A 26,105-nucleotide genomic window follows, 5' to 3' on the forward strand; every position below is an offset into this window, starting at 1 on the left:
GGCTAGTGGTCGGCGACCGTGACCTCGGCGGGCTCTCGCCCCCGGAGCGCGTTCGCGATCCGCGCCCGCAGCTCGCGGGGGCGGAAGGGCTTGGTGAGGTACTCGTCGGCGCCGGCCTCCAGGCCGCGGCGCGCGTCGGAGTCCTGCGAGGCGGCGCTGATGATCACCAGGTGCGTCGGGCTGAACTCTCGGATGCGGCGGGCGGTCTCCAGCCCGTCGATCCCCGGCATGGAGACGTCCAAGGTCGTCAGGACGGGGGCGTTGTCGCGGACCGCCTCGATGCCGTCGAGGCCGTTGTTCGTGGCGACCACGCGCAGGCCCGCCTCGCTGAGCACCGACACCAGGAGCTGGCGGATGTCGTCGTCGTCTTCGATGATCACCGCTGCGCGGCGTTCGGTCGACTCCATCTTCACCTCTCCGCCCTCAGAACCCGTGCGGCTCCTCGACCTCGACCGGCAGGATCCGCGACGAGCACCTCGCCGCGGACGTCACGGCTGGTCTCGCGACCATACCTGCGGTTCACAGCGGGGTCGAATGCTCGGTGCGGTGATCAGGACGAATCGCCTGTGGGGCTCGACACGCCCTAGTCGTGCACCCCGTGCTCGTGCCGGCTGTGCGAGGGCGGTTCGATCTGGAAGGTGGAGTGCTCGATGTTCACCTCGAAGTGCCCGGCGACGCAGGCCTGGAGCGCGTCGAGGATGCGGGGCACGTGACCGTCGTGGAAGCACTCCTCGTCCACGACGATGTGCGCGGTGAGCACCGGCAGGTTCGAGGCGATCTGGGTGGCGTGGAGGTCGTGCACGCCGCGGACCAGGTCCACGCCGAGCAGGTGCTCGCGGACGTCGTCCAGGTCGAGGCCGCGCGGGGTGGACTCGAGCAGCACCTCGAGGGTCTCGCGCAGCAGTCGCAGCGTGCGCGGCACGATGAGCGCGCCGACGAACAGCGCCGCGATCGCGTCTGCCCCGGCCCAGCCGGTCGTCGCGATGACGATCGCGGCGACGATCACCGCGACCGAGCCGAGCGCGTCGTTGGCCACCTCGAGGAAGGCGGCGCGCAGGTTCATGTTGTCCGAGCGGCTCGAGGCGAGGACGGCGAGGGAGACGATGTTCCCCACGAGCCCGATCACCCCGAACACCAGCAGCTCGGTCGAGGGCAGGTCCGGGGGCGCAGCGAGGCGCTGGACGGCTTCGACGATGACGTAGACGCCGACCGAGAGCAGGATGGCCGACTGCGCCAGGGCGGCGATGACCTCGGCGCGCTGGAAGCCCCACGTCCGCTTGGCGGTCGGCGGGCGCATCGTGAGGTTGGTGGCCAGCAGCGCCAGGGCGAGCCCGCCGGCATCGGTGAGCATGTGCGCGGCGTCGACGAGCAGGGCGAGGCTGCCGGTCCAGATCGCCCCGACCACCTCGACGACGAGGATGGTCGTGGTGATGGAGAAGGCGATGGCCAGCTGGCGGCGGTGGCCGCGTGCCGTCGCGTCGCCGTGGCTGTGGCTGTGGCTGTGGCTGTGCCCCACGTCAGGCCTCGTCGACGGTGTGGTGGTGCAGCCGGGGCGCCCCGTCGAGGGCGTGCTCGGCCTGGTAGATCGCGTCGGTGACGAGCTGGCGGATGTGGTCGCTGGCGAGGCGGTAGAACACCCGTGTGCCGTCCTGGCGGGTGGTCACCATCCGCGCCAGGCGCAGCTTGGCCAGGTGCTGGGACACCGCGGACGGCGACTTCCCTACGAGGCGCGCGAGGTCGTTGACCGGCAGCTCACCGTCGCGCAGGGCGAGGATGATCCGCAGCCGCGTGGCGTCGGCGAACATGGAGAACACCTCGACGGCGAGCTCGACGAGGTCGTCCTCGTGACCGGCTCGGTCGTCGAGTCGAATGTTCATATCTGCATCCATACGCAGATTCTCGCACAGTGTGGTGGGAGCGCGCGAGAGGGAACGCCGGTCAGCGCGGCCGCTGGGGGCCGCATGCAGGATCAGACGGCCGGGCGGGCGACCAGGTCGTGCGCGGCGACGATCTCCGCGTCGTCGGCGTCGACGACGTCGGTCTGGTCCAGCGCCGTGAGCAGGTCGCGCAGCGCCTGGCGCTGGCTCTCGTCCTCGACGGGCACGTCGTCCAGGTCCACCGTGGACAACCAGAAGTGCAGCACGAGCGCATCAGCCCGCCACAGCGGGAGATTGATGACGGGAAACCGGGTGTCCATGCCAGTCAGCATCCACCCCAGAACGGGGCAATGCCAACTAGAACGGGCGCTGCTGGCGACAAACACACATGGTCCTCACAGGTACTCCCCCGTCACGCCCGGGTGGATGGTGTCGATGGGTCGTGCGGACCGCCCGGTCCCGACCTACCACCAGAGAGGACCTCACATGGAGATCACCACCTCGTCAGCCGTCACGACGGCGCAGGCAACCTACGACAAAGACGTCAAGGCCTTGGCCCAGCACCAGCGAGAGAAGGCGAGCGAAGCCGTCCTCGCCGCCGACCGCGCCACCATCCAGGCCGACCAGCTCGCCCTCGCGGCCGCCAAGGTCGCCGCAGCCGGCTCGCTGGACGTCACCGTCTGACCGGCGGGCGGGTCAGCGCGGGAGGTTGGTGAGGAAGGACTTGAGCAGGGGACCAGCGGTCGTGGACCCGTAGTCGCCGGTCTCGACGAAGACGGCGACGGCGAGGTCGTCCTGGATCGCGATGACCCAGGCGTGGTTGGTGGACCCGTCGCCGTACTGGGCGGTGCCGGTCTTGACCGCCGTGTCACCTCCGGGCACGCCCTGGATGAACGTCCCGCCGCCGTCGGTCACCACGGCGCGCATCATCGCCTTCAGCGCCGCCGCCTCCTCGGCGGTCAACGCCGTCTCCGGCGCGTCCGGGAGGTCGGAGTCCGGGGCGTCGCCCGGCTGGGCGAGCAGCGTGGGGCGGACGGTGGTGCCGGCCGCGACCGACGCCGCGACACCGGCCATGGCCAGCGGAGACGCCTGGATCTTGCCCTGGCCGATCATCGAGGCGGCGTGCTCGGTGCCGGCGGCGTCGGCGGGGACGGAGCCGGTGAACACGCCAGGGCCCGCCTGCTGGGCCAGGCCCAGCCCGAGGGACTGGGCGGCCGAGACCAGGTCAGCCTGGGAGACGTCACCGGCCGCGTTGATGATCGCGGTGTTGCACGAGTTCGCGATGACGTCGCGCAGCGTGATCGAGCCAAGACGGTTCGCGGGGTAGTCCGGGTAGTTGGTGAAGGACCGGCCGTCCACCACGGTCGTGGGCGAGCAGTCCATCATCGTCTCGGGCGTGGCTCCGCTGCGCAGCAGCGCGAGCGCGGTGACCACCTTGAAGGTCGAGCCCGGGGCGTACATCCCGGTGGTCGCCGTGGACAGCCCGTTGCTCGCAGGTGAGTTGGCCGAGGCGAGCACGGCGCCGGTGGACGGGCGGATCGCCACGAGGGCGGCCGGCACGGTCTGATCGGCCAGAGTGGTCTCTGCCAGCATCTGGACCTGAGGGTCCAGGGTCAGGCGCAGCGGTTCGCCGGGCACAGGATCCACCCGGAAGGCGTCGCGCAGCGTGGCGCCGTCCGCACCGACGATCTCCACAGCCAGGCCAGGGGTGCCCCGCAGCTGGCCGTCGTACTGACGCTGCAGCCCGGAGAGCCCCACCTCGTCGCCCGCCACGATCGCGCCGTCAGAGGACTCGACGAGCTCCGCGGTCGCCTCCCCAGCCCGGCCGAGGATCTCGCTGGCGAACTGACGGGTCGGTGCCAGCGGCAGGGAGTCGTCCAGGAGGAGGGCTCCGGGGGATGCGGTGATCGCCGTCCAGTCGTAGGCGCCCTCTGCGCGCAGGGTGACAGCCTCGACGAAGGCCTTCTCCCCCGCGCCAGCGACCTTGGCGGCGTAGGTCTCCGCGTCGATCCCTGTCGCTGTGGCGAGCGCGCGGGCTGCGCCGTCCCACTCCGTTGCGGGCAGGCGGGTCTTGTCCAGCCCCACCCGCTTGACCGGCCGCTCGGTCACCAGGACGACGTCCCCGGCCCCGAGGACGTCCGCCCGCGGCGCGGCGGTCCGGCTGGTCTGCAGCCGCTCCCCCATCGCCAGGTCAGGCACGAGCAGGTCCGGTGACCAGGTGACGTGCCAGACGTCCTCGACGAGGGTCATCGGCGCGGTCGTGGAGTAGCTCCACGGCGTGCCGCCCACCACCCAGTCGTAGTCGAGAGTGGCGGTGGCGGTCTCGCCGTCCTCAGCGAGGACGACGTCGCCCACTGCCACGGTGCGGGTCGCGTCCGCGAGGGGCTCCAGGACGGTGTCGCGGTGGGTGGTCGCGTCGGTCGCGCTGGCCCCGTCGAAGACCACGGAGCTGAGGTCCCCGCCGGCCATCCCCGTGGCCAGGGCCGTCGCGGCGGCCTCGGGGTCGGGTGCCTGCGAGCCACAGGCCGCCAGGCCTCCGGTGACCAGGGCGAGCACGACGGCGAGCGCGCCGGATCGTCGGGTCAGGACGCGGCGTCGGGCAGGCATGGCTGCGGGGGACGGGACGGACGCGCACGCGGCGGGATGCATGGCACCAAGAGAACGCGGATTCGACCGGGATGTCCAGCCTGACCTGCGGTGTGGCCGGGGAGATTGCGTGAATACGCGGGTGGGGGCTTGAGGATGATTCGGTCCGCATGCCCTAGGTTGGCCGCATGAGGATTCGTTGGGGGTGGGCGGCGGCGGCGATCACCGCGCTCGTCGCCACCCTGCTGGTCGCCCTGACCCGCAGCGGGAGCTGCGCGTCGAGGGTAGCCGGCGTGATCGACGACAGCTGCCAGTCGCAGCCGGTCGGTGGGTGTCCCACCATGGTCGTCCTCGTGGTCGCCGGGGTGGTGCTCAGCGTCGTCTGCGCGCGGCTGGCCGTGCGCCACAGGTGAGGGATCCGGCGCGGTCGACGGGGCACGACCAGTCAGCGCCCTGGCAGACTGGATCTATGACCTCCACCCGGCCCAGCGTCCTGTTCGTCTGCGTCAAGAACGGCGGCAAGTCCCAGATGGCCGCGGGCCTCATGCGCGCCGCGGTGGGTGATCGCGTCGAGGTGCACTCGGCGGGGACGGTGCCCGGCGGCTCGCTCAACGCCCAGTCCGTGGAGTCCCTGCTGGAGGTCGGCGTGGACATCCGCGACGAGCACCCTCAGCCGATCGACCCCGACCTGCTCTCCCGGGTCGACGTCGTGGTGACGCTGGGCCGTGAGGCCAGCGTCGAGCACGTCCCGGGCCCGCGCTTCGAGAGGTGGGACACCGACGAGCCCTCCGCCCGCGGGATCGAGGGCATGGAGCGGATGCGCCTCGTCCGCGACGACATCGCCCGACACGTCGACGCGCTGGTCACGACCATGACGGGCACACCGTCCGCCTAGCCGGTTCGCCGTACACCTCCCGCTATGGTCGGCCCATGGCAGAGACGGCAGACCTTCCTGATCCCGTTCGGACTGAGGCGTTCCTCGATGCGGTCACCGAGTTCCTCGGGGTGATCACCACGCACGAGCACCGCAAGCGCACGCGAGCCATCCCGACGTTGGCCACCGCGCTCACGGAGCATCTCGGCGTGGACGCGCGCCAGCTCTCGGTGCTCAGCGAGACGGTGAGCACGTTCCGCGCCGTCGACGCCGACGTCGCCGTGGAGGTCGTGGTCTCGCGGGCGGGCGGCGGGCGCCTGGTCGGCATCGGTGGCGGCGAGCACCGCCACCACGCGTCGCTCTCGGAGCTGATCGAGTCCTCGGCCATGATCGGCCACCACCCCATCGGTGCCGTGGACTACGAGTCCAGCTCGGTGGGTCCTGACACCGAGCGACGTGTGGTCGCCTTCGGCCTGCACCTCTTCCACCACAGCGGAGTCCCTGTCGCACTGCTGGAACGTGCGCCCCGCGCGAGCGCCGGGATGGACGGGCGGCTGGAGGTGGTCTCGACGGATGACGAGGTCACCGCAGCGGTTCTGGCGGAGATCCGCGCGACGATGCTCAGTCACAGCGTGCTGCGCGGTCAGGTCATCAGCTTCTCGGTGAGCCCCTACACGGCGTCGAGCGGTGGGGTCACCTTCTTGCGTCGCACATCCATCCCTGCTGAGGACGTGGTGCTCCCTGACGGCGCTCTCGAGCGCGTCGAGCGTCAGGTGCTCGGCGTGGCCAAGCACCGCGAGCGTCTCCTCGCAGCCGGCCAGCACCTCAAGCGCGGCGTGCTGCTCTACGGCCCGCCCGGGACAGGGAAGTCTCACACCGTGCAGCATCTGCTCGGCGCGGCACCGGAGGTGACGGCCATCGTCCTGGCCGGCCACGCCCTGTCGCTCGTCCGCCTCGCGACCGAGACGGCGCACGCGATGCAGCCGGCGATCGTCGTGCTCGAGGACTGTGACCTCATCGCCGAGGACCGGTCCTTCCACGACGGACCGCAGCCGTTGCTCTTCGAGGTGCTCGATGCGATGGACGGCCTGGGGCGTGACGCCGACGTCGCCTTCGTCCTCACCACCAACCGCGCCGATCTGCTCGAACGAGCACTCGCCCAGCGTCCCGGCCGTGTCGACCTCGCCGTGGAGATCCCCCTGCCCGACGCCCAGGCCCGACGCCGGCTCTTCCGGCTCTACGCAGCCGACCTGCCGTTCTCTGCCCGGGCTCTCAAGGACGCCGCGGACCGCACAGCCGGGGTCACCGCCTCCTTCGTCAAGGAGGTCATCCGCCGCGCCGTCCTGCTCGCCGCGGAGGCCGCTCGCGAGGTGGACGACGCAGCCCTTGAAGAGGCCGTCGCCGAGCTCGACGGCGACACGCAGCGGATCACCCGGTCCCTGCTCGGGACAGATGCAGGCACCTCGCCTCTACGCTGACCTCATGACTTTTCCCGACTTCGCCCTGCGCACCCTGGCCGGCACCGACGCCGCGCTGTCTGACTTCGTCGGCAAGGCACTGCTCGTCGTCAACACCGCCTCCCGGTGCGGTTTCACCCCCCAGCTCGCTGGTCTGGAGACGCTGTACACGACATACCGCGAGCGCGGCCTGGTCGTCCTGGGCTTCCCGTCGAACCAGTTCGCCGGCCAGGAGCCGGGTACGGTCGACAAGATCGCGGAGTTCTGCGAGCGCACCTACGGCGTGACCTTCCCACTCTTCGACAAGACGGACGTCAACGGTCCCTCCCAGCACCCGCTGTTCGCCCGCCTCACCCAGGCGCCCGACGCCGAGGGCACGGCCGGGGACGTCACCTGGAACTTCGAGAAGTTCCTCATCACCCCTGACGGTCAGGTGAGCCGCTTCCGCTCTGGGGTCGCCCCGGACGACCCCGCCCTCGTCGCGGCCATCGAGGCGGCCCTGCCCGACGCCGCCCGCCCCCCGCGCATCGGCGTGCGCTTCGAGCCGGACTGGGCGCCCGAGGAGCTCCCGGCCTTCGCCCGCTGGGCCGAGGAGACCGGCTTCGACGAGATCTGGTTCAGCGAGGACCTGCCGTGGGCTGGCGGCATCGCGATGGTCGCCACGGCGCTGGCCTGCACCGAGACCATCTCGGTGGGCATCGGTCTGCTGCCGGCGGTGACCCGCAACGTCGCGACGACGGCCATGGAGATCGCCGCGCTGGCTCGGATCGCCCCGGGCCGTCTGATCGTCGCCCTCGGTCACGGGATCCCGTCGTGGATGGATCAGATCGGTGCGGGCACCCCGCGCCGGTTCACGGCGCTGGAGGAGACCACGACGGCGCTGCGGGCGCTGCTCGCCGGGGACACTGTCACGGTGGACGGCTTCCACGTCCACCTCGACGGCATCCGTCTCGGCTTCCCGCCGGCGCAGGTGCCGCCGATCCTGCTCGGCACCACCGGTCCCACCGGGCTGGCCATCACCGGTCGCAGCTCGGACGGCGTGGTGCTCCCCGAGATCGCCCCGCCCGCTGCCGTGCGCTGGGCCCGGGAGGAGATGGCCGCGAGCGGCCCCGCCGCCACGACGGTGCTGTTCGCCATGACGAGCCTGGGCGACGACCGCGACAAGGCCCTGGCCCCGCTGCGAGCCCGGATGCAGCGCCTCGTCGACTTCCGGGTCTTCGACCGGCTCACGGAGATCGCCGGCGTGGGGGCCGACGGCAGCGGAGAGCTGACCGACGCCATCCTGCAGTCCATCACCGTCGGTGGGACCCCGGCCGACGGCGCCCGCGCGATCCAGGACTGGGCCGCCGCGGGGACGGATACCGTCGTCCTGGTCGCGGGGGCCGACGACCCTATGGAGAGCTACCGGCGCTTCGCCGCTGACGTGTTCCCGCTCATCGGGCGCACCTCCCGGTAACCACGACCGCCGCTGCCACCGCGCCGGTCAGGCGTGGTGGCAGCGGCGGTCGCTGCGACTGGCTCTCGGCCTGAGGCTGAGGTCAGGCGCCGACGAGCGTCGGGTAGTCGGTGTAACCCTGCGGGCCCGCGCCGTAGAAGGTCGTGGCGTCGGGGGTGTTCTCCGGAGCCTCCTGCGCCCACCGCTCGGCCAGGTCGGGGTTGGCGATGACCATGCGGCCCACCGCGACGGCGTCGGCGTGGGCGTTCTCCAGGACTGCGACCGCCTCGGCGCGGGTGGTCACCGCGCTGAACCCGGAGTTGACGATGAGGCCGCCGTCGAAGCGTGCGCGCAGGTCCTGGACCAGCTCGCCCGCCGGCTCGGCGTGCAGGACGGACAGGTAGGCCAGGCCCAGCCCGCCGATCCCGTCGAGCAGGGCGGCGTAGGTGGCGCGGACGTCGTCGGCGTCCTTCTCGCAGGCGTCCTGGATGTTGTGCTCCGGGGACAGGCGGATGCCGGTGCGCCCGGCACCGATCGCCTCGCTGATCGCCTGGGTGACCTCGATGACGTAGCGCGCGCGGTTCTCGGGGCTGCCGCCGTAGGAGTCGTCACGGACGTTCGCGCCCGGGGACAGGAACTCGTGGAGCAGGTAGCCGTTGGCTCCGTGGATCTCGACGCCGTCGAAGCCGGCGCGGATGGCGTTGCGAGCTCCGGCGACCAGGGCGTCCTTGGTCGAGGCGAGCTCGTCGAGGGTCAGGGCGTGCGGGACCGGGTAGGCCACCTTGCCCTGGGCGGTGTGCGCCTGGCCGTCGATGGCGACGGCGCTGGGGGCCACGATGCGCTCGGTCCCGGTGATGAAGGGGTGGCTGACGCGCCCGCCGTGCATGAGCTGCAGGACGATGACGCCGCCTGCGGCGTGCACGGAGTCGGTGACGACCTTCCACCCTGCGACCTGCTCCTCGGTCTCGATGCCGGGCTGGCCGGGGAATGCCTTGGACTCCTGGAGCGGGTACGTGCCCTCGGTGACGATCATGCCCAGGCTGGCGCGCTGGGTGTAGTACTCCACGAGGAGGTCGCCGGGGATGCCGTCGTCGCCGGAGCGCATGCGGGTCAGCGGTGCCATGGTGAGGCGGTTGGCGAGGCGCAGGTCGCCGAGGGACAGCGGGGAGAACAGGTCCACGAGGGAGCCTTTCGATCGAGAATGGGCGTGCTCGGGCTAACCCTCGGGTGCGGTGACGGTATTCCCGACCGGGCCGCGCTCCGCTCTCAGCGCAGGAAAGTCCGGGCCACGACGAGGTCGAAGGCGCGGTCCGGGAGGATCTTGCGAGCAGCCAGGATCGTCGCCGCCCCCTTACCAGCGGCGTACCGGGCCCGCGGCCGTCGCGCCGTCGCCGCCCGCCGGATCACCTGCGCGACGACGCCGGGCCGGGTCCCGGTGCGCGGGTCGTCGGCGGCGGTCAGCGTCCGCGCCACCGAGCGCGCCTGTCCCTCGTACGCCGTGCCGGCCGAGGAGGCGAGCATGCTCTCGCGCGCGAGGGCGTTCCACTCGGTGAGGATGGGCCCGGGCTCGACGATCACGACGCGGACCCCGAATTCCGCGAGCTCGACCCGCAAGCAGTCGCTGAGCCCCTCGACGGCGAACTTCGTCGCGTGGTACCAGGCGCCGAGCGGTTCGTAGATCTTGCCGCCGATGGAGGAGATGTTGATGATCCGTCCCTGGTGGCGCTCGCGCATGCCCGGGGTGACGAGCTGGACGAGGCGGGCCAGACCGAAGACGTTGACCTCGAACTGCCGCCGAGCCTCGGCGAGCGGCACGTCCTCGACCGCGCCGAAGGACCCGTAGCCCGCGTTGTTGACGAGCAGGTCGATGCGCCCGGCCTCGCTCAGCACCCGCTCCACGCCCGCGGTGATGGTCGCGTCGTCGGTCAGGTCCATCGCGAAGGTGCGGATGCCGCGGGAGGTGAGGTCCGCCATCCGCTCGGTGCGCCGAGCGACCGCGTAGACGGTGTAGCCGGCGTCGCGCAGGGCCAGCGCGGTCTCCGCGCCGATGCCCGACGACGCACCGGTGACCAGGGCGACCATGCCAGCATGAGAAGTCATGGAGCCAGTGTGCCCGCAGGTGCGGCGTCGGGCTGGGTGGGGCGCTCAGTTGTAGAGCATCCCGCCGTCGACGAGCAGGACCTGGCCGGTGACATAGTCGGAGTCCGGGCCGGTGAGGAAGGACACGACCTTGGCGACGTCCTCCGGCGTCTCGATCCGCCCCAGGGCGATCGACTCGACGTTCTCCTTGAGGTTCTGCCCGATCGGCTTGCCGTTGACCTTGCTCAGCTCGGCGTCGATCAGGTCCCACATGCTCGTCCCCACGATGCCGGGACCATAGGCGTTGACCGTGATGCCTCGAGGCGCGAGCTCCTGCGCGGCAGTCTGCACGAGCCCGCGGACCGCGAACTTGGTGCTCGAGTAGGCACCGAGGATCGGGAAGCCCTGGATCGCGGCGATCGACGCCGCCGAGACGATCTTGCCGGGGTGCCCGAGCTGGTCGAACTTGGCGGCAGCCGCCTGGATCCCCCAGACGACCGAGTGCACGTTGACCCGGTAGATCGTCTCCAGATCCTCCTCCGTGATCTCGAGGAAAGGTCTCACCTGAGCGATGCCGGCGTTGTTGACCATGACGTCGAAGCCGCCGAGGGAGTCGACCGCCTGGTCGACCGCAGCGAAGACGTCGTCGCGCCTCGACACGTCCCCTGCGACGAAGATCGCTTTGCGGCCGAGGTCGTGAATCTCCTGGACGACCTCCAGCCCCTTGTCCTCCTGGGTGGCGAGGTCCACGACCGTGACGTCGAACCCGTCCTGAGCCAAGCGCAGCGCGATCCCTCGTCCGATCCCCTGGCTGGCGCCGGTGACCAGAGCAACTCTTCCTTCACCTGACATCTTCGACTCCTTGCATGGGAGGTCGACGCCCAGGTCCTGAGCGCGAGATGCCTTAGCGCTGCACAGTGCAGCTCGCCGCAGGCGCGTACGGCACCTTCATCCATCGTGACAGCCATGCCCGACGCCGCAAGGCGGCATCGTGGAGCCACGCGAGGGCGCTACCGAGCGTAGCGGTCGAAGGCCTCGCGGAGCTCGTCTCCCGCCAGACCCACTCCGAGCAGCAACGCCAACAGCAGCCGCGCCTTGACCGGTGAGAGCATCCGAGCCGGGATGAGCCCGCGGCCCAGCAGGTCGATCTCCCCGCCCGGGTACCCGTAGGTGGCGGTCGGCGCCGGGCCGATGCCGATCCGGCTGCACAGCACCACCGGCAGCTCCGCGGCCACCCGCTCCACCTGCGCGACGGCGTCGGCTGCCACGTGCCCGCCACCCACCCCGGCGAGCACCACGCCGTCGTACCCGGCGCCGGCCAGGCCGGAGAGCAGCGAGAGGTCGTCGGAGATCCCCGCGCTGACCAGGGCGATCCGCGCCGACGCGTGCGCTGGGGCGGCGAGCATGGGCCGCGGACGGGGGCTGAGCTCGAGGTGCGCGCGCGCCTCGCTGATCAGGCCGACAGGCCCGAGCGGGTCGGAGCTGAAGGCGTCCACGTGGAAGGTGCTCGCCTTGCGCACCCAGCGCGCGGCGTGCACCACGTCGGCGAACTGGACGAGTACGCCCAGGCCCCGGGCGTCCGGGCTCGCGGCGACGAGCACCGCGGCGACGAGGTTGGCCGGACCGTCCGGGCCCGCGCTCGCGCGGTTGCGCATCGCACCGGTGACCACGACCGGCCGCCGCGCGGCGGCGCCGAGCACGTCGAGGACGAAGGCCGTCTCCTCGATGGTGTCGGTCCCCTGGGAGACGACCACGGCGTCGACGTCGGGCGGCAGGGCCGCGATGAAGGCGGTGAGCTCGAGGAGGTCGGCCAGGGCGATCGATGCCGAGGGCAGCAGCCGGAACTCGTGGGCGACCAGGTCCACCTCGGGGACCCAGGCCTGGATCTCCTGGCGCAGCAGGTCGGCGCCGGTCACCGGCACCACACCGGGGCCGGCGGCGGTGGACTCCGAGCTGATCGTCCCACCGAGGGTGATGAGGGCGATGGTGGTCATGAGAGGGTCCTCTCCTCAAGCTTCCCGGGCAGATGCATCTGGCCTGCGGGAAGCCCCATGACCAAAGACTCATCATAAGCAGGCCGCTGCGCCCGATCTACATCGATGTCCCCCGGCCCACGGGCTCCCGCCCGCCCGCCGTACCCATCGGAGATCTCATGCGCGCCCGCTCCCTGTTGTCCTTCATCAAGAACCAGAACATCCGGCCCAAGATCTTGGCCACCGTCACCATCGCCGCGCTCGTGGCGGTGATCGTCGGGACGCTGGGGGTCACGTCCCTGGCGACGGCGACCTATACGACGCGGACGCTGTATCAGGTCAACCTGCTGGGCACGGCGTACGCCGCCGACATGGAGATCGCCGTGGACAACATGAGGCTCACCGTCCGCGACGCGCTCATCGCCGCCGACCCCGCCGAGACCCGGGCGGAGCTGGCGACCCTCGACGAGATCGAGGCGACCTTCGACGAGGCCACCGCGAACTACGGGGCGATCGCGCTGGACGACACCCGGGCGAAGGCTCTGGAGGAGCTGCACCTGACCATCGACGACTACCTCGCCCTCCAGCGCGGGGCGCTGGCCTCTCACGCGATCGCCAACAACATCGAGTCGTGGTCCACGGTGAACGCCGACCAGGGTGAGCCGCTGACCACGCGCATGAGCGAGCTCATCGCCATCATCAAGGACGCCGAGACCGCCAGCGGCCAGGACGCCGTGGACGCCTCCGAGAACGCCTTCCAGGACCAGCGCAAGCTGTCCATCGCCATCCTCGTCGTCGGTGCGCTCGCACCGCTGTCCCTCGGCTGGTACGTGGCGAGCGGCGTGTCACGGCGCACCGCGCAGGTCGAGACCGTCATCGAGCACATGGCCGAGGGCGACCTGACCCACTCGACGGGCCTGACCACGCAGGACGAGATCGGGCGCATGGGGGCGGCGCTGGACCGCGCCCTGATGCAGTTCCGCTCGGTCATGACCACGGTGGCCCGGTCCTCCCACGCCGTCGCTGCGGCGTCGGAGGAGCTCTCAGCCACCACCAACCAGATCTCTGCCGGCGCGGAGGAGACCGCCGCCCAGGCCGGGGTGGTCTCCGCCGCCGCCATGCAGGTCTCCACGAACGTGCAGACCGTGGCCGTCGGCGCGGACGAGATCGGCTCCTCGATCCGGGAGATCTCCAGCTCGGCGACCGAGGCGGCGGGCGTCGCGGCCTCCGCCGTCGGCGCAGCCGAGGAGGCCACCGAGACCGTGGCCAAGCTGGGCACGTCGAGCCAGGAGATCGGCAACGTGGTCAAGGTCATCACCTCGATCGCCGAGCAGACCAACCTCCTCGCCCTCAACGCCACCATCGAGGCGGCCCGGGCGGGCGAGGCCGGCAAGGGCTTCGCGGTCGTGGCCTCCGAGGTCAAGGAGCTCGCCCAGGAGACCGCCCGGTCGACGGAGAGCATCGCGCGGCTGGTCGAGGCCATCCAGTCAGACACCGCCGGCGCGGTCGGCTCGATCGGTCAGATCTCCCGCGTCATCGCGGTGATCAACAACCACCAGCTCACCATCGCCTCGGCGGTCGAGGAGCAGACGGCCACCACGAACGAGATGTCCCGCAACGTCACCGAGGCGGCCACCGGCGCAGGGCAGATCGCGGAGAACATCACCGGCGTCTCCGACGCCGCCCGCTCCACGACGGAGGCGCTGACCCAGGCGAGCTCCGCGATCAGCGACCTCTCCCAGATGGCGGCCGACCTGCGCACGGCGGTGGGCACCTTCACCTACTGATCGCAGGACGGGCTCGTGGCCGGGGACGTGCGCCCCGGCCGTGGGCCGCTCCCCTGCGGATCCCCTGCGGCATGTCCGGCTGGTCCCATCCGTCCCAGAACATTTGAAACATCAAACGTTTGCCGTAGAATAGAGCCCATGAGCGCCGACCCCGCCCCCCTGGACGCCCCGCGCTGGCTGAGTGCCGACGAGAACGAGACCTGGCTGCAGTTCTCCGAGATCATGATCCGCATGCCGTCCGCGCTCGACGCCCAGCTCCAGCGCGACGCAGGCCTGAGCTTCTACGAGTACATGGTGCTGGCCATGCTGTCCGAGCAGTCCGACCGGACCCTGGGCATGGGCCAGCTGGCCAAGCTCACCAGCGGCTCCCTCTCGCGGCTCTCCCACGTGGTCAAGCGCCTGGAGAAGCAGGGGTTCGTCACCCGCGAACCGAGCCCGCACGACCGCCGCCACACCAACGCGATCCTCACCGACACCGGCCTGGCCAAGATCGTCGAGGCCGCCCCCGGTCACGTCGCCAACGTCCGGCGCCTTGTCTTCGACGCCCTCGACCCCGACCAGTCCGCCCACCTGCGTGAGGCGTGCTCGGTCATCAAGACGCAGATCGACCCGAGCGGCGAGTGCGACATCTCCGCCAACGCCCCCCGCGGCTGACGCTCGCGCCTCCGACGACACAGGCCCACGACGCAGCAGAGCCCGCCCCGGCATCCGGGGCGGGCTCTGCGCGTCGTCAGCGCGTGAGCGCTGTCGTCATCAGTCCTTGAAGGCGTCCTTGGCCTTCTCGCCGGCCTGCTTGAGATCAGCCTTGCTCTGATCGACCTTGCCCTCGGCCTCGAGCCGCTCGTTCCCGGTCGCGCGTCCAGCGGCCTCCTTGGCCGTGCCCTTCGCGTCCTCGGCGGCGTTCTTGATCTTGTCTCCGATGCCCATGGATCCTCCTAGTGCTCGGTTGGCGGTGCCGCACGGTCGTCGCGCGGTTCCATTCGACCGTACGTCGACCCCGACGCACCCGCATCCGGAACGTCAGCCCCGCCCCTCCCGGCACCAACGCCCAGACCTGGGAAGACACCCCCGGAGACCGCCCTCGTCACCGGCTGGAGGAGGGTTCCCCACCGGCGGCGGGCGCCGAGTCACGGACCACCAGGCGGGTGGGCAGGATGATCGGGCTCGGGCTCTCGCCCTCCATGAGGCGCAGCAGCATGGTCGCCATCTCGTGACCCAGGGAACGGATCGGCTGGCTGATCGTCGTCAGCGCCGGTGAGGTCTGCTGGGCGATGCTGAGATCGTCGAAACCGACGACCGCCACGTCCTCGGGCACGGACCTCCCGTGGGCCTGCAGGGCACGGATCGCACCGGCCGCCATGTTGTCCGAGCCGACGAACACGGCGTCGAGGTCAGGGTGAGCGGACAGCAGCGCGGTCATCGCCTGGACGCCACCGGCGTGCGTGAAGTCCGCGTGGGCTACCCGGTCCACGCTCAGGCCCGCGACCGCCATGGCGTCGGTGAAACCGCGGTGCCGCGCGACGGCGGCCTCCTGGTCCATCGGTCCGGTGATGGCCGCGATGCGCCGACGCCCGGATGCCAGCAGGTGCTCGGTCCCCTGACGCGCGCCGCCTCGGTTGTCGACGTCGACATACCAGCGCGGCTCACCGGTCATCGGGCGACCGCAGTGGACCACGGGCAGGCCCGTGGTCTCCGCGACGCGGTTCAGCGGGTCGTCCCCCCGCAAGGCCATGAGCATCACCCCGTCCGAGCGACGAGACCGCAGCAGCCGCTCCAACCGGGCCCGGCTGGCGGGCGAGGAGGCGAGCATCAGCGTCAGGTCCAGCTCCGAGCGCTCCAGGGCGGTGGCCACCCCGACCATGACCTGGGAGAAGAAGGGATCACCGAAGAAGTCCGGGTCCTCGTTCACGACGGCCAGGACCACCGACCCGGCCTTGCTGGTCGCCAGCGCGCGCGCCGTCGCGTTCGGGACGTAACCCAGCTCCCGGGCGGCCCGCTCGACAGCCTCGCGCTTGGCGGGGCTGACGTGGCGGGTGTTGTTCATCGCCCGCGACGCCGCGGAGCGCGAGACGCCGGCTCGGCGCGCCACCTCGTCGAGAGTCGGACGGGCATGGGGATCGTCCGGGGCCGGCCGGGGTGCGCTCTCGGGGGCACGCTCTGGACCGTCCGTGGGGTCTTGCATGGCTGGAAGCCTACCGCCCCTCCTCCTCCACCAGCCGTGGGGGACATCGGAGGAGGAGCGGCAGGCACGCCGCACCGTGGAGCGGGCTACTCCGGCCTGGAGCGACGGGTCAGGTGGGTGACGGCGCTGCCCGCGGCGAGCAGCAGCGCGCTGGCCAGCACGATCCAGCGCACCTCCCCGCCGGTGGTGGGCAGCCTGCCCGGTCCCGCGGTGACCACCGGCGGGGACTGTGCGGGGGTCGAGGGCAGCGGCGCTGGGGCGCTCGGCTCAGGGGTCACGACCTGCGCCGGGCGCGGGGTGACTGTGAGAGCCGCCGGGTCGGTGAAGTAGGCGCCGAACTCGTTGGCGAACACCGCCCGGTACGCACGGCCGTCGTCACCCGAGCGGGCTGCGAAGGACAGCGTCGGTGACGTCGCCCCGGCGAGGTCCGCCCAGACGCCGTCCACGCGCTGCTGCCAGCGCACCACCGGGGCGGAGTCGCCCGTCGCCTCGGCGACAAAGCTGACCGTCGCGCCGTCGACGGCCGTGGCGTCGTCGGGGTGGGCGAGGACCTGGACCACCCGGCCCGCTCCCGACCGGTCCCCGTCGCCCTGGTCTGCGACGAAGGACGCGACCCAGGAGAGAGCGGAGTTCCAGTTCACGGTGATCTCGTTCGTCGACCACGACTGGATGTCGTCGACGTAGCAGAGCTGGGGAGCGCACATGGCGTCCGCGCTGTACCGCATCTTGATGACGTCGTCCCAGGTGCCGGCGTTGGAGTTGGGGCCACCGGAGACGGACCCGCGGGGTGGGTTCGGCAGCGAGGGCTCCAGGGAGTTGGCGAACCACCGGCTGTGCTGGTTCTTGGAGTACACGTGGCCGTAGCCGGTGATGTAGGAGTTGTTCAGGGCGTTGCGGCCGAGCAGGTAGTCCATGGCCTCCAGCACGCCGTCGGCGAACCGCTGGTCGCTGGTCAGGTCGAAGGCCGTGCCGATGACCACCTGGTTGTTGAGGATCGCACTGTTGGAGCCCCAGTCGTAGATCCCGTCGGCGCCGGGGTAGGCGGTGCCGAAAGGCTGGGACTGCTGCCAGCCGAGGTACCGCTCAGCCGCTGCGATCACGGACTGGCGGATCTGGTCACGTCCGGGGATGTCGGACTCGACCGTCGCCAGGTTCATCCGCCCCAGCGCCGCCGTCTCGAACCAGTTGAAGCCACCGGCCGTCCAGATGTCGGCGGTGTTGTACTCGCTCGCGAGCACGTGGTCCTCGAACTCCTGCGCACCGGTGGTCAGGAAGAGCTCGGCCGCCGCCCAGTAGAACTCGTCACCGACCGAGTCGTCGTTGTACGGGCCGCTGCCCGGGCTCGGGTCGGCGTTGGGCGCCGGCGTGTACAGGTCCGGCGTGGCGACGGCCGCGTCCCAGGCGACCTGGCCCGCAGTGAGCAGGTCTGCCGCGAACTCCGGGTCGTACTCGGCCCACAGCCGTGCGCCCTGGGCCGCGACGGCGGCGAAGTTCAAGGTCGCCGCCGTGGAGGGGCGGTGCAGGTAGCGTTCCTGCGTGCTGTCGGAGGGCAGCAGCGGGAGGCCGGTCCAGTCGGCGTCAGCCACCTTGTGGTGGACCATGCCCGCGTACATGTCTGCGTCAGCGGGGACCTGCATGGCCATCATCCACTCGAGCTCCCAGCGGGCTTCGTCCAGCGGGTCGGGGACGCCGTTGGCGCTCTCGTCGAGCGGGATGTTCAGGCTGCCGTCGCCGAGGTCCGCACCGGCCCCGGTGGGGCTGTAGAGGGTCCGCTCGTAGGTGCTGAGGATCTGTGCCACCGCGATGCCGCCGTTGACCACGTACTTCCCGTGGTCTCCAGCGTCGTACCAGCCGCCGCTGACGTCGGCGGTGTAGTTGCAGGTCCAGTCCCCGTACATCCAGTACTCGCCCTCGGTGGCCGGGGTGAGGCACGCGACGTCCACGTCGCCCTGGTTGGGGCCGTCGCCGGGACGGCTGACGTGGCCCGCGGGGCGGGTGAACTCGTGGGCGTCCGGCTGGCCGACCATGACCGACCCGTCGATCGCGATGCCGCTGCGCACGGGGTAGAAGTAGTTGAGCGCGTCGTGGCGCAGCTGCTGGTAGATGTCGGCGTCGATGGTGAAGGTGTAGCTCGTCTCGCCGTCGGCGACGAGGGTGTAGGTGCCGCGCGCGGTGACGGCGCTGAAGTCGATCGTGTGGACGTTCACGCCGGCGGTCGGGTCGACCCCGGCCGGCGTCGTCTGCCCGGAGGTCACCGGCGTGCCGGCGGCGTCCTGGAGCTCCCAGCCGATCGGCTCGGTCTTCTCGGTGACGAGGGTTGCGCGCTTGGGACCCTGGGGGAGGTAGCCGACCTGGTTCACCCGGACCCGGGGACCGGTCTCGGGGACGTAGGGACCGGCCGACGTCCCGCTCCGCAGGGACACGTCGTCGAGGCAGAACGTCCAGGCCTCGGTCGCGCCGCCCACCTGGAAGCCCAGGTCACCGCTCGGCGGGGTCTCTCCGGGTGTCTGCGGGAAGCCCGCAGAGGCGGTGAAGGTGTACGAGTACGCCGTCATCGTGGAGGTGAGCGGCGGATTCTGCTCGAACAGCACCCCGTAGGGGGGGTCGTCGTCACCCAGGACCAGGCGGATCGGCCGGTCGGTCGAGGCGCTGGCGCGGAAGGAGACCGTGTAGGTGGTGCCCGGCTCGAGGACGACGCCGCCGTAGCCGATGATCTGGTCCCAGCGGTTGGTGGTGCCGGGCTCGAGAGCCGTGCACAGGACGCCATCGGTCACCGACGCCGTGACCCCGGGGCCCGTCGCGTACAAGGGCGCGATCGTGCCGTCCTCGAAGTCACCGCCCACCACCTGCTCCGGGGTGGGCGACGGCGGCGTGGTGGGAGGCGTCGTGGGAGGCGTGGTGGGTGGTGTGGTGGGCGGCGTGGTGGTGCTGGTGACCGCGACGTTGTCGAAGCAGAAGGTGTACGGCGCCGCCTGGGCGCCCAGCTGGAAGGAGATGGTCCCGGTGTCCGTCGTCGTCCACGACTCCTCCAGTGGGGAGGCCGGGTCCTGCGCCTTGGTGGGCCACTGTGCCGGCGAGAAGGTGAAGCTCACGCGCTGCGGCGTCGACGTGCCGTCCAGCGTGACGGTGTGCCCGAAGGCTGCGGGGTACCCCGCACCGCCCTGCATCGGGATGCTGACCGGGCTGTCCGCGTGGGCGTCGAAGGACACCGAGTAGGTGGCGTCGCGGTCGTAGGTGACGTCGTCGAGCTGGGCCGCGATCTCCCACGGGACGCTGCCCCCTTGAGCCACGACGCAGAACTCCCCGTCGGTGGCGGAGGTGCTGACGGTGCCGGCGTTCGCGTACGCGAACCAGCCGTGCGTGTCGCCGCCGGTGAAGTCGTGCACTGAGGTGAGGGGTGCCGCTGCCGCGACGGGAACCACTGCGACGGCGAGCAGGAGGGCTGATGCCGCCGCTCCCGCCACTGGGCCGGTGCGCGCACGGAGCGCCTGACGAAGGGAAACCACGATGTCTCCAGACATTTCATGGGAGCGCTACCACGCGTGAGGGGACGGCGCTCGCCGCTCGATGAGGTGCTCCGTAGTAAACACTAGTCTGCACGACTGGACAAGGGCTGGAAGCGCTTCCAGTTCTGGGTGCGACGATCGGTCGCCTCCCGAGCCCGAGCTACCGGGCCAGGAGCAGAGCAGCGCGCAGGGGGACGCTCAGCGCGAGTCGGCGACGAGCTCGATGATCCGCGTGATGACGAGCTGGTCGGCGTGGGGCCGGACCGAACCGATGAGCGCGTGCAGGTAGAGCCCGTCCCCCACGAGCTGGACGAGCCGGGCCAGCGTCGGGTCAGGGATCTCCCGGGCGATCACGGCGTACCAGAACTCGAAGGTGTCAGCGAGCGCCTGCTCCACGTCCACCTCCTGGACACCGACCAGGCGCAGCGCCGCCAGGACGGACCGGGTACCGGGGTCGTCGGGGACGGTGGAGACGTCGAGGTAGGCGGCGATCGGACCCTGCGGAGCCGTGCGGGTGCGCTCGGCATCCTCCTGCGCGTGGGAGCGCAGCCGGGCGAGGAAGCCCTCGTAGAGCGCTTCCTTGGAGCCGAAGTGATAGAGCAGCCCGCCCTTGGAGACGCCGGCGCGGGCGGCGACCGCCTCGAGGGTGGCCGCCGACGACCCACCCTCCAGGAGCAGCGCCTCCAGCGCGTCCAGGATGAGGTCACGGGTGGCCGGGGGGCGGGTGGACGAACGCCTGGTGGTGGAAGACACAGCCTCATCCTAGGTCAACAGTACCGTCCAGCCGGTACAGTAGTCCGCGGCCCAACTCACGAAGGAGGCGAAGCCATGCCCGACACCCAGTCCCCCACCACCGCGCCGCGCCCTGCCCACAGCGCCGCGACCAGCACTGCGGAGCACACCCCCGCACGCGCCGGGAAGCGCGCGTGGCTCGCTCTCGCAGTACTCATGCTGCCGGTGCTCCTGGTCAGCATCGACAACACGGTGCTGTCCTTCGCCATCCCTCAGCTCAGCCTCGCGCTCTCCCCGAGCGCCACCCAGCTGCTGTGGATCGTCGACATCTACCCGCTCATGCTCGCCGGCCTGCTCGTCACCATGGGCACCCTCGGCGACCGCGTCGGACGCCGTCGCCTGCTGCTCCTGGGCGCCGCCGGATTCGGCGTGGTCAGCGTGTACGCCGCCTTCGCCGCAGACGCCTCCCACCTCATCGCTGCCCGCGCCCTGCTCGGCTTCTTCGGCGCGATGCTCATGCCCTCCACCCTGTCGCTGCTGCGCAACCTCTTCATCGACGACAACCAGCGCCGCCTGGCGATCGCCGTCTGGGCGTCTGGGTTCTCCGCCGGGGCGGCCCTCGGCCCGATCGTCGGCGGCTGGCTGCTCGAACACTTCTGGTGGGGCTCGGTGTTCCTGCTCAACGTCCCGGTGCTGGTCGCCCTGCTCGTGGCCGCACCGTTCCTCATCCCCGAGTCCCGCAACCCCCTCGCCGCCCGGCTGGACCCGCTCAGCGTCGTGCTGTCCATCTCGACGATGCTGCCCTTCGTCTTCGGCATCAAGACCGTCTCCACCCACGGAGCCACCCCGCTCGCCCTGGCCTCGCTGGCCACCGGCGTGGTCCTGGGGATCGTCTTCGTCCGCCGCCAGATCGGGCGCTCCGACCCGCTGCTCGACATCCGCCTCTTCCGCAGCCGGGTGTTCTCGGCGTCGGTCACGGCGAACTTCATGGCCGTCTTCGCCTTCTCTGGCCTGGTCTTCTTCGTCTCCCAGTACCTCCAGCTCGTCCTGGGGCTCTCGCCCATGACCGCCGGCTGGTACCTGCTGCCCGGCGCGGTGGCCTCGGTCGTCATGGGCCTGGCCGCGGTCGCCCTGGCCAAGATGGCCCCGATGTGGGTCCTCGTCCCGGCCGGTCTGCTGCTGGCCGCCGGGGGCTACGCCGTGGGCACCACCATCACCGGGTCCTCCTCGGTCGGCGTCATCGTGGCGCTCTTCGTGCTGGTCGGGAGCGGGGCGGGGCTCGCCGAGACGCTCACCAACGACGCCATCCTCGCCTCGGTGCCGCCCGAGCGCGCCGGTGCGGCGTCGGGCATCTCCGAGACTGCCTACGAGCTCGGCGCCTCCCTCGGCGTCGCGGTGCTCGGCAGCGTCCTCGCGGTGTTCTACCGCACCCACCTGGAGCTGCCTGCCGGGCTCGACGCCGCCACGACCGACGCCGCCTCCCAGACCCTGGGCGGGGCGGTGCACGTGGCTGAGAGCCTCCCCTCCGGCGTCGCCGGTCCCCTCGTCGACGCCGCGCGCGACGCCTTCTCCCAGGGTGTCGTGGCGACGTCGGGCATCGGGTTGGCGCTCATGGTCGCCGCGGCGCTCGGCGTCGGGCTGGCCCTGCGCTCCGGCTCGCGCCGGGCGACGGCCACCGTCCCCGCGCCTGAGCGCTGAGGACGGTGCGCCCTCCCCGCGACGGGGAGGGCGCACCGATCTACGCTGGCCATGCGACGACGCTGGTGTCGACGCCGCTCCCCCGGCCAGACGCCGGCCCGGCTCCGGTGAGCGCAGCCCGACGGAGAGACCGCCATGCCCACTCGTGAGTCCGCGCCCCTGGGTGCTCCCTGCTGGATCGACCTGGCCACCTCCGACCCGTCCCGGGCGACCGCCTTCTACGGCGAGATCTTCGGCTGGGACGCCGTCGACGCCGGCCCCGGTTACGGCGGGTACATCACGTGCTTCCGCGGTGGCCTGCCGGTCGCGGGGATGATGCAGAACGCGGCCGGGTCCGGCCACCGCGACGCGTGGACCACCTACCTGGCCACCCCCGACGCCGCAGCCACCACCACCGCGGCGCTGGCCGCCGGCGCGCAGGTCCGCGTCGACCCGATGCAGGTCGGCACGCAGGGCACGATGGCCGTCCTCACCGACCCCTCCGGCGCGGAGATCGGCGCGTGGCAGGCCGTTGAGCACACCGGGTACCGGGTCCTGGAGGAGCACGGCGCCCCCGTGTGGCACGAGCTGCACACCACGAGCTACACCGAGGCGGTCGCCTTCTACCGCCGGGTCTTCAACTGGGACACCCAGGTCATGGGCGACTCCGACGACTTCCGCTACTCCGTGCTGCTCGTCGACGGCGTCCAGCGCGCGGGCATCATGGACGGCTCGGCCTGGCTGCTGCCCAGCGGCGCCCCCTCCGCCTGGCAGGTCTACTTCGGTGCCGAGGACGTCGCAGCCACGCTCGAGCAGGTCACCTCGCTCGGCGGGAGCGTGGTGCAAGAGCTCGAGGAGACGCCCTACGGGCAGCTGGCCACGGCGGCGGACCCCACCGGCGCCAAGTTCAAGCTCAAGTCCCTGCCGTCCTGACCTTCTCCTCCCCGCTCCCGACCCTCTCCCCCACCAGGCCCCTCGGGCTGCGCCGCCGCCCTCAGGGACCGACGATGGAGACCAGAGCGGAACAGGCACGAGACCAGGGAGCACCGTGAACGCAACGAGCGACCAGACCTTCGACGTCGTCGTCATCGGCGCCGGTGCGGTGGGTGAGAACGCCGCCGACCGTGCCGGGCGCACCGGGCTGAGCGTCGCGATCGTGGAGGAGGCGCTGGTCGGCGGCGAGTGCTCCTACTGGGCGTGCATGCCCTCGAAGGCGCTGCTGCGCCCAGGGGCCGTGCTGGCTGCGGCGCGCGGCGTCCCCGGGGTCGCGGAGATGGTCGCCGGGACCCTGGAACCCGAGCCCGTCCTCGCCCGGCGTGACAGCTTCACCTCGCACTGGCACGACGACAGCCAGGTGAGCTGGCTCGAGAGCGCCGGGATCACGCTGGTCCGCGGCCGCGCCCGCTTCACCGGACCGCGGACCATGTCCGTGACGACCGACCCGGACGGCGCCTGCACCACGCTCACCGCCCGGCACGCGGTCATCCTGGCCACCGGCAGCACACCGGTCATCCCCTCCGTCCCCGGCCTGGACGCCAGCGAGGTGTGGACCAGCCGCGAGGCGACCTCCGTCGCCGCGGTGCCCCCGTCCCTGGCGATCATCGGCGGCGGGGTGGTCGCGGTCGAGATGGCGACCGCCTTCACCGACCTCGGCAGCCGCGTCACCGTCGTAGCCCGGGGGGACCGGCTGCTCACCGGGGCCGAGCCCTTCGCCGGGGAGGCGGTCGCCGCGTCCCTCACCGACCTCGGCGTCGACGTCCGCCTGGGCACCGAGGTGACCCGCGCGAGCGACGACGCGCCACCGGCGTCGGACGGCTCGGCGAACACCACCCGCCTGCACCTGAGCGACGGCTCGACCCTCGACGTCGCACGGGTCCTGGTCGCGACCGGCCGCCGTCCCGCCACCACCGGGGTGGGCCTGGACCACGTGGGGCTGGACCCGCGGGTGCCGCTCGCGGTCGACGACGCGATGGAGGTGCTCGTCGAGCCCGGCGGAGCCGGGACCGGGTGGCTCTTCGCCGTCGGGGACGTGGCCGGGCGGGTCGCCACGACGCACCAGGGCAAGTACGAGGGACGGGTGGCCGGCGACGTCGTCGCCGCGCGCTTCGGCCCGACGCCGGCCGAGGGGCCTGGGCCCGTGGGCACCGACGCCCGCGCGCGCGAGCAGGCCGCCGGACCGTGGAGCAGGTTCCGGGCGACCGCCGACCACGGCGCCGTCCCGCAGGTGGTCTTCACCCGACCCGAGGTCTCCAGCGTCGGGCTGACCGCGCAACAGGCGCGCGACGCCGGCCTCGACGTCCGCACGGTCCGCTACGACATGGCCTCGGTCGCCGGGGCCTCCCTGCTGTCCGACGACTACGCCGGGACCGCCCAGCTCGTCGTCACCACGGACACCCGACTCGTCGTGGGCGCCACCTTCGTCGGGCCGGAGGCCGCGGAGCTGCTCCACGCAGCCACGATCGCCGTCGTCGGCGAGGTGCCCCTGGAGCGGCTCTGGCACGCCGTCCCCGCCTACCCGACCGTCTCCGAGGTGTGGTTGCGCCTCCTCGAAGAAGCGGGCCTCTAGACCCGGCGTGCTGCCGGTCCACCGGGCCGGACGTCCCGCCACGGTCCCACCAAGAACGGTACAATCGCGGATTGAAGCGGAATCCGATGCCACCCGGACGCAGCGCGTTCATACCCGTTGCCCGGGGGCGCCACTCACCATGTGAAGAAGTGAGAGCCCGATGACCGACAGCGTGTCCCTGACGCCCCCCAGCGCCTCCCTCGTGCTCCAGGCCCCAGCCCCGGTCGCCGCAGTGCAGCCGACCCAGGTCGAAGGGATGCTGCCGGTCGAGGACGCCCGCAAGCAAGAGCTCACCGCGACCGCCACCGCGTATGCGGCCGAGCTCGCGACCATGACTCCCAACAGCCCCGAGCTGCAGGCCAAGATCACCGAGATCACCAACCTCGGTCGCACCGAGATCTCCGCGGCGGCCAACGCCTCCAACCGGATGCTCGAGCGTCCGGCCTCCGCGCTGGCCGCGGCCAAGGGCAACGGCGACGGCGGAGACGCCCAGGCGCGGGTCGCCAAGACCCTCACCGACCTGCGGTTCCAGGTCGAGGAGCTCACGCCCAACCGGGCTGACCTCACCGGCGCCCGCAAGATCCTCGGCTTCATCCCCGGCGGGTCCAAGATCGCCCGGTACTTCGAGAAGTACAAGTCCGCACAGTCCCAGCTCGACTCGATCACCCGCGCCCTGGAGGCCGGCCAGGACGAGCTGCGCAAGGACAACGCGAGCATCGAGCAGGAGAAGGTGAACCTGTGGAACACCATGGGGACCCTCTCGGAGTACGCGATCCTGCTCTCCAACCTCGACCGCGCCGTCGAGGCCAAGATCACCGAGGTCGAGGCCACCTCGCCGGAGAAGGCCACGGCCATGCGCTCCGACGTGCTCTTCGCCGTCCGCCAGCGCCACGAGGACATCCTCACCCAGCTGGCCGTCTCCGCCCAGGGCTACCTCGCGATGGACATGGTCCGGGCCAACAACGTCGAGCTCATCAAGGGAGTGGACCGGGCTCGCACCACGACCCTCTCCGCGCTGCGCACCGCGGTGATCGTCGCTCAGGCGCTGACCAACCAGCGGCTCGTGCTGGACCAGATCACCGCGCTGAACAAGACCACGAGCGACCTCATCGCCTCCAACGCCGAGATGCTCAAGACGCAGTCGGCTGACATCCACCGTCAGGCCGCCGCCTCGACGATCGAGGTCGAGAAGCTCGAGAAGGCCTTCCAGGACGTCTTCGCCACGATGGACGCGATCGACACCTTCCGCGCCGAGGCCGCCACGTCCATGGCCACGACGATCACCTCCTTGCAGGGCCAGATCGAGCGGGCCCAGCCCTACCTCGAGCGGGCGCAGTCCCGCAACGAGATCACGCCCTGACCCAGCGGGCACCG

24 protein-coding genes are annotated in these 26,105 nt (G+C 71.5%); 11 read left to right on the plus strand and 13 right to left on the minus strand.

All coding sequences use genetic code 11. From position 1 onward, the window contains the following. Positions 1–2 precede the first annotated feature (2 nt). From SS2_RS01430 to SS2_RS01445, 4 genes are all read right to left on the minus strand, one after another. Positions 3–407: a response regulator transcription factor gene (locus SS2_RS01430; protein WP_066460612.1), complete on the minus strand. Its 405-nt coding sequence runs from the start codon at positions 405–407 to the stop codon at positions 3–5. 176 nt (positions 408–583) lie between these two features. Beyond that, entirely contained in the window at positions 584–1,516 is a 933-nt protein-coding gene (locus SS2_RS01435) for a cation diffusion facilitator family transporter (protein ID WP_066460613.1), read from the minus strand. A 1-nt stretch (position 1,517) separates the two neighbouring features. Then, positions 1,518–1,877 (minus strand): ArsR/SmtB family transcription factor, encoded by a 360-nt coding sequence (locus SS2_RS01440; RefSeq protein ID WP_245643275.1) that lies wholly within the window; start codon positions 1,875–1,877, stop codon positions 1,518–1,520. Positions 1,878–1,969: 92 nt separating this feature from the next. Next, positions 1,970–2,197, minus strand: a complete 228-nt coding sequence (locus SS2_RS01445) for a hypothetical protein (protein WP_066460615.1) — start codon at positions 2,195–2,197, stop codon at positions 1,970–1,972. A gap of 166 nt (positions 2,198–2,363) precedes the next feature. Here SS2_RS01445 and SS2_RS01450 point away from each other — a divergent pair, with 166 nt between their 5' ends. Continuing rightward, positions 2,364–2,561 carry a hypothetical protein gene (locus SS2_RS01450; protein WP_066460616.1) on the plus strand — a complete coding sequence of 66 codons (198 nt, stop codon included), beginning with the start codon at positions 2,364–2,366 and terminating at the stop codon, positions 2,559–2,561. Between the two features lie 12 nt (positions 2,562–2,573). Here SS2_RS01450 and SS2_RS01455 read toward each other — a convergent pair whose 3' ends face one another. Then, positions 2,574–4,484, minus strand: a complete 1,911-nt coding sequence (locus SS2_RS01455; RefSeq protein ID WP_066460792.1) for a penicillin-binding transpeptidase domain-containing protein — start codon at positions 4,482–4,484, stop codon at positions 2,574–2,576. Positions 4,485–4,651: 167 nt separating this feature from the next. Here SS2_RS01455 and SS2_RS01460 point away from each other — a divergent pair, with 167 nt between their 5' ends. Genes SS2_RS01460 through SS2_RS18090 form a run of 4 tightly spaced genes read left to right on the plus strand, consistent with a single transcriptional unit; the run spans position 4,652 to position 8,250 of the window. Next, positions 4,652–4,876, plus strand: coding sequence for a hypothetical protein (locus tag SS2_RS01460; protein ID WP_066460617.1), 225 nt, complete (start codon positions 4,652–4,654; stop codon positions 4,874–4,876). 56 nt (positions 4,877–4,932) lie between these two features. Continuing rightward, entirely contained in the window at positions 4,933–5,358 is a 426-nt protein-coding gene (locus SS2_RS01465) for an arsenate-mycothiol transferase ArsC (RefSeq protein WP_066460618.1), read from the plus strand. Between the two features lie 35 nt (positions 5,359–5,393). Continuing rightward, the gene (locus tag SS2_RS01470) at positions 5,394–6,815 is read left to right on the plus strand and encodes an AAA family ATPase (protein WP_066460619.1); all 1,422 of its coding nucleotides are present in this window, start codon (positions 5,394–5,396) and stop codon (positions 6,813–6,815) included. Between the two features lie 4 nt (positions 6,816–6,819). Continuing rightward, on the plus strand, positions 6,820–8,250 hold the full coding sequence (locus SS2_RS18090; RefSeq protein ID WP_169796240.1) for an LLM class flavin-dependent oxidoreductase: 1,431 nt from the start codon (positions 6,820–6,822) through the stop codon (positions 8,248–8,250). A gap of 82 nt (positions 8,251–8,332) precedes the next feature. Here SS2_RS18090 and SS2_RS01480 read toward each other — a convergent pair whose 3' ends face one another. From SS2_RS01480 to SS2_RS01495, 4 genes are all read right to left on the minus strand, one after another. Further along, on the minus strand, positions 8,333–9,409 hold the full coding sequence (locus SS2_RS01480; RefSeq protein WP_066460620.1) for an alkene reductase: 1,077 nt from the start codon (positions 9,407–9,409) through the stop codon (positions 8,333–8,335). 86 nt (positions 9,410–9,495) lie between these two features. Beyond that, positions 9,496–10,329, minus strand: coding sequence for an oxidoreductase (locus SS2_RS01485; protein WP_245643276.1), 834 nt, complete (start codon positions 10,327–10,329; stop codon positions 9,496–9,498). A 45-nt stretch (positions 10,330–10,374) separates the two neighbouring features. Beyond that, positions 10,375–11,160, minus strand: coding sequence for an acetoin reductase (locus SS2_RS01490; protein ID WP_066460622.1), 786 nt, complete (start codon positions 11,158–11,160; stop codon positions 10,375–10,377). A 158-nt stretch (positions 11,161–11,318) separates the two neighbouring features. Then, positions 11,319–12,302 (minus strand): asparaginase domain-containing protein, encoded by a 984-nt coding sequence (locus tag SS2_RS01495; protein WP_066460623.1) that lies wholly within the window; start codon positions 12,300–12,302, stop codon positions 11,319–11,321. Between the two features lie 158 nt (positions 12,303–12,460). On the opposite strand from SS2_RS01495, the gene SS2_RS01500 reads away from it, so the two are divergent. Further along, positions 12,461–14,068 (plus strand): methyl-accepting chemotaxis protein, encoded by a 1,608-nt coding sequence (locus tag SS2_RS01500; RefSeq protein ID WP_066460624.1) that lies wholly within the window; start codon positions 12,461–12,463, stop codon positions 14,066–14,068. 138 nt (positions 14,069–14,206) lie between these two features. Beyond that, entirely contained in the window at positions 14,207–14,722 is a 516-nt protein-coding gene (locus tag SS2_RS01505) for a MarR family winged helix-turn-helix transcriptional regulator (protein WP_066460625.1), read from the plus strand. A 99-nt stretch (positions 14,723–14,821) separates the two neighbouring features. Here the strand turns inward: SS2_RS01505 and SS2_RS01510 are convergent, their stop codons facing one another. The 4 genes from SS2_RS01510 to SS2_RS01525 form a co-directional block, all read right to left on the minus strand. Beyond that, positions 14,822–14,995: a CsbD family protein gene (locus SS2_RS01510; protein ID WP_066460626.1), complete on the minus strand. Its 174-nt coding sequence runs from the start codon at positions 14,993–14,995 to the stop codon at positions 14,822–14,824. 157 nt (positions 14,996–15,152) lie between these two features. Next, positions 15,153–16,250: a LacI family DNA-binding transcriptional regulator gene (locus tag SS2_RS01515; protein WP_083941512.1), complete on the minus strand. Its 1,098-nt coding sequence runs from the start codon at positions 16,248–16,250 to the stop codon at positions 15,153–15,155. A gap of 86 nt (positions 16,251–16,336) precedes the next feature. Beyond that, entirely contained in the window at positions 16,337–19,756 is a 3,420-nt protein-coding gene (locus SS2_RS01520; protein WP_245643277.1) for a glycoside hydrolase family 9 protein, read from the minus strand. A 198-nt stretch (positions 19,757–19,954) separates the two neighbouring features. Further along, the gene (locus SS2_RS01525) at positions 19,955–20,509 is read right to left on the minus strand and encodes a TetR/AcrR family transcriptional regulator (protein ID WP_066460628.1); all 555 of its coding nucleotides are present in this window, start codon (positions 20,507–20,509) and stop codon (positions 19,955–19,957) included. Positions 20,510–20,584: 75 nt separating this feature from the next. Between SS2_RS01525 and SS2_RS01530 the strand changes: the two genes are divergently transcribed. The 4 genes from SS2_RS01530 (at position 20,585) to SS2_RS01545 (ending at position 26,091) form a co-directional block, all read left to right on the plus strand. Beyond that, entirely contained in the window at positions 20,585–22,186 is a 1,602-nt protein-coding gene (locus SS2_RS01530; protein WP_066460629.1) for an MFS transporter, read from the plus strand. Positions 22,187–22,321: 135 nt separating this feature from the next. Next, positions 22,322–23,098: a VOC family protein gene (locus SS2_RS01535; protein ID WP_066460630.1), complete on the plus strand. Its 777-nt coding sequence runs from the start codon at positions 22,322–22,324 to the stop codon at positions 23,096–23,098. Positions 23,099–23,213: 115 nt separating this feature from the next. After that, positions 23,214–24,731 (plus strand): dihydrolipoyl dehydrogenase family protein, encoded by a 1,518-nt coding sequence (locus SS2_RS01540; protein ID WP_066460631.1) that lies wholly within the window; start codon positions 23,214–23,216, stop codon positions 24,729–24,731. Between the two features lie 160 nt (positions 24,732–24,891). Continuing rightward, positions 24,892–26,091, plus strand: coding sequence for a toxic anion resistance protein (locus SS2_RS01545; protein WP_066460632.1), 1,200 nt, complete (start codon positions 24,892–24,894; stop codon positions 26,089–26,091). Positions 26,092–26,105: the final 14 nt, after the last annotated feature.

Origin of the sequence: Sanguibacter suarezii NBRC 16159 (assembly GCF_001552735.1) — a bacterium.
GTDB lineage: Bacteria > Actinomycetota > Actinomycetes > Actinomycetales > Cellulomonadaceae > Sanguibacter > Sanguibacter suarezii.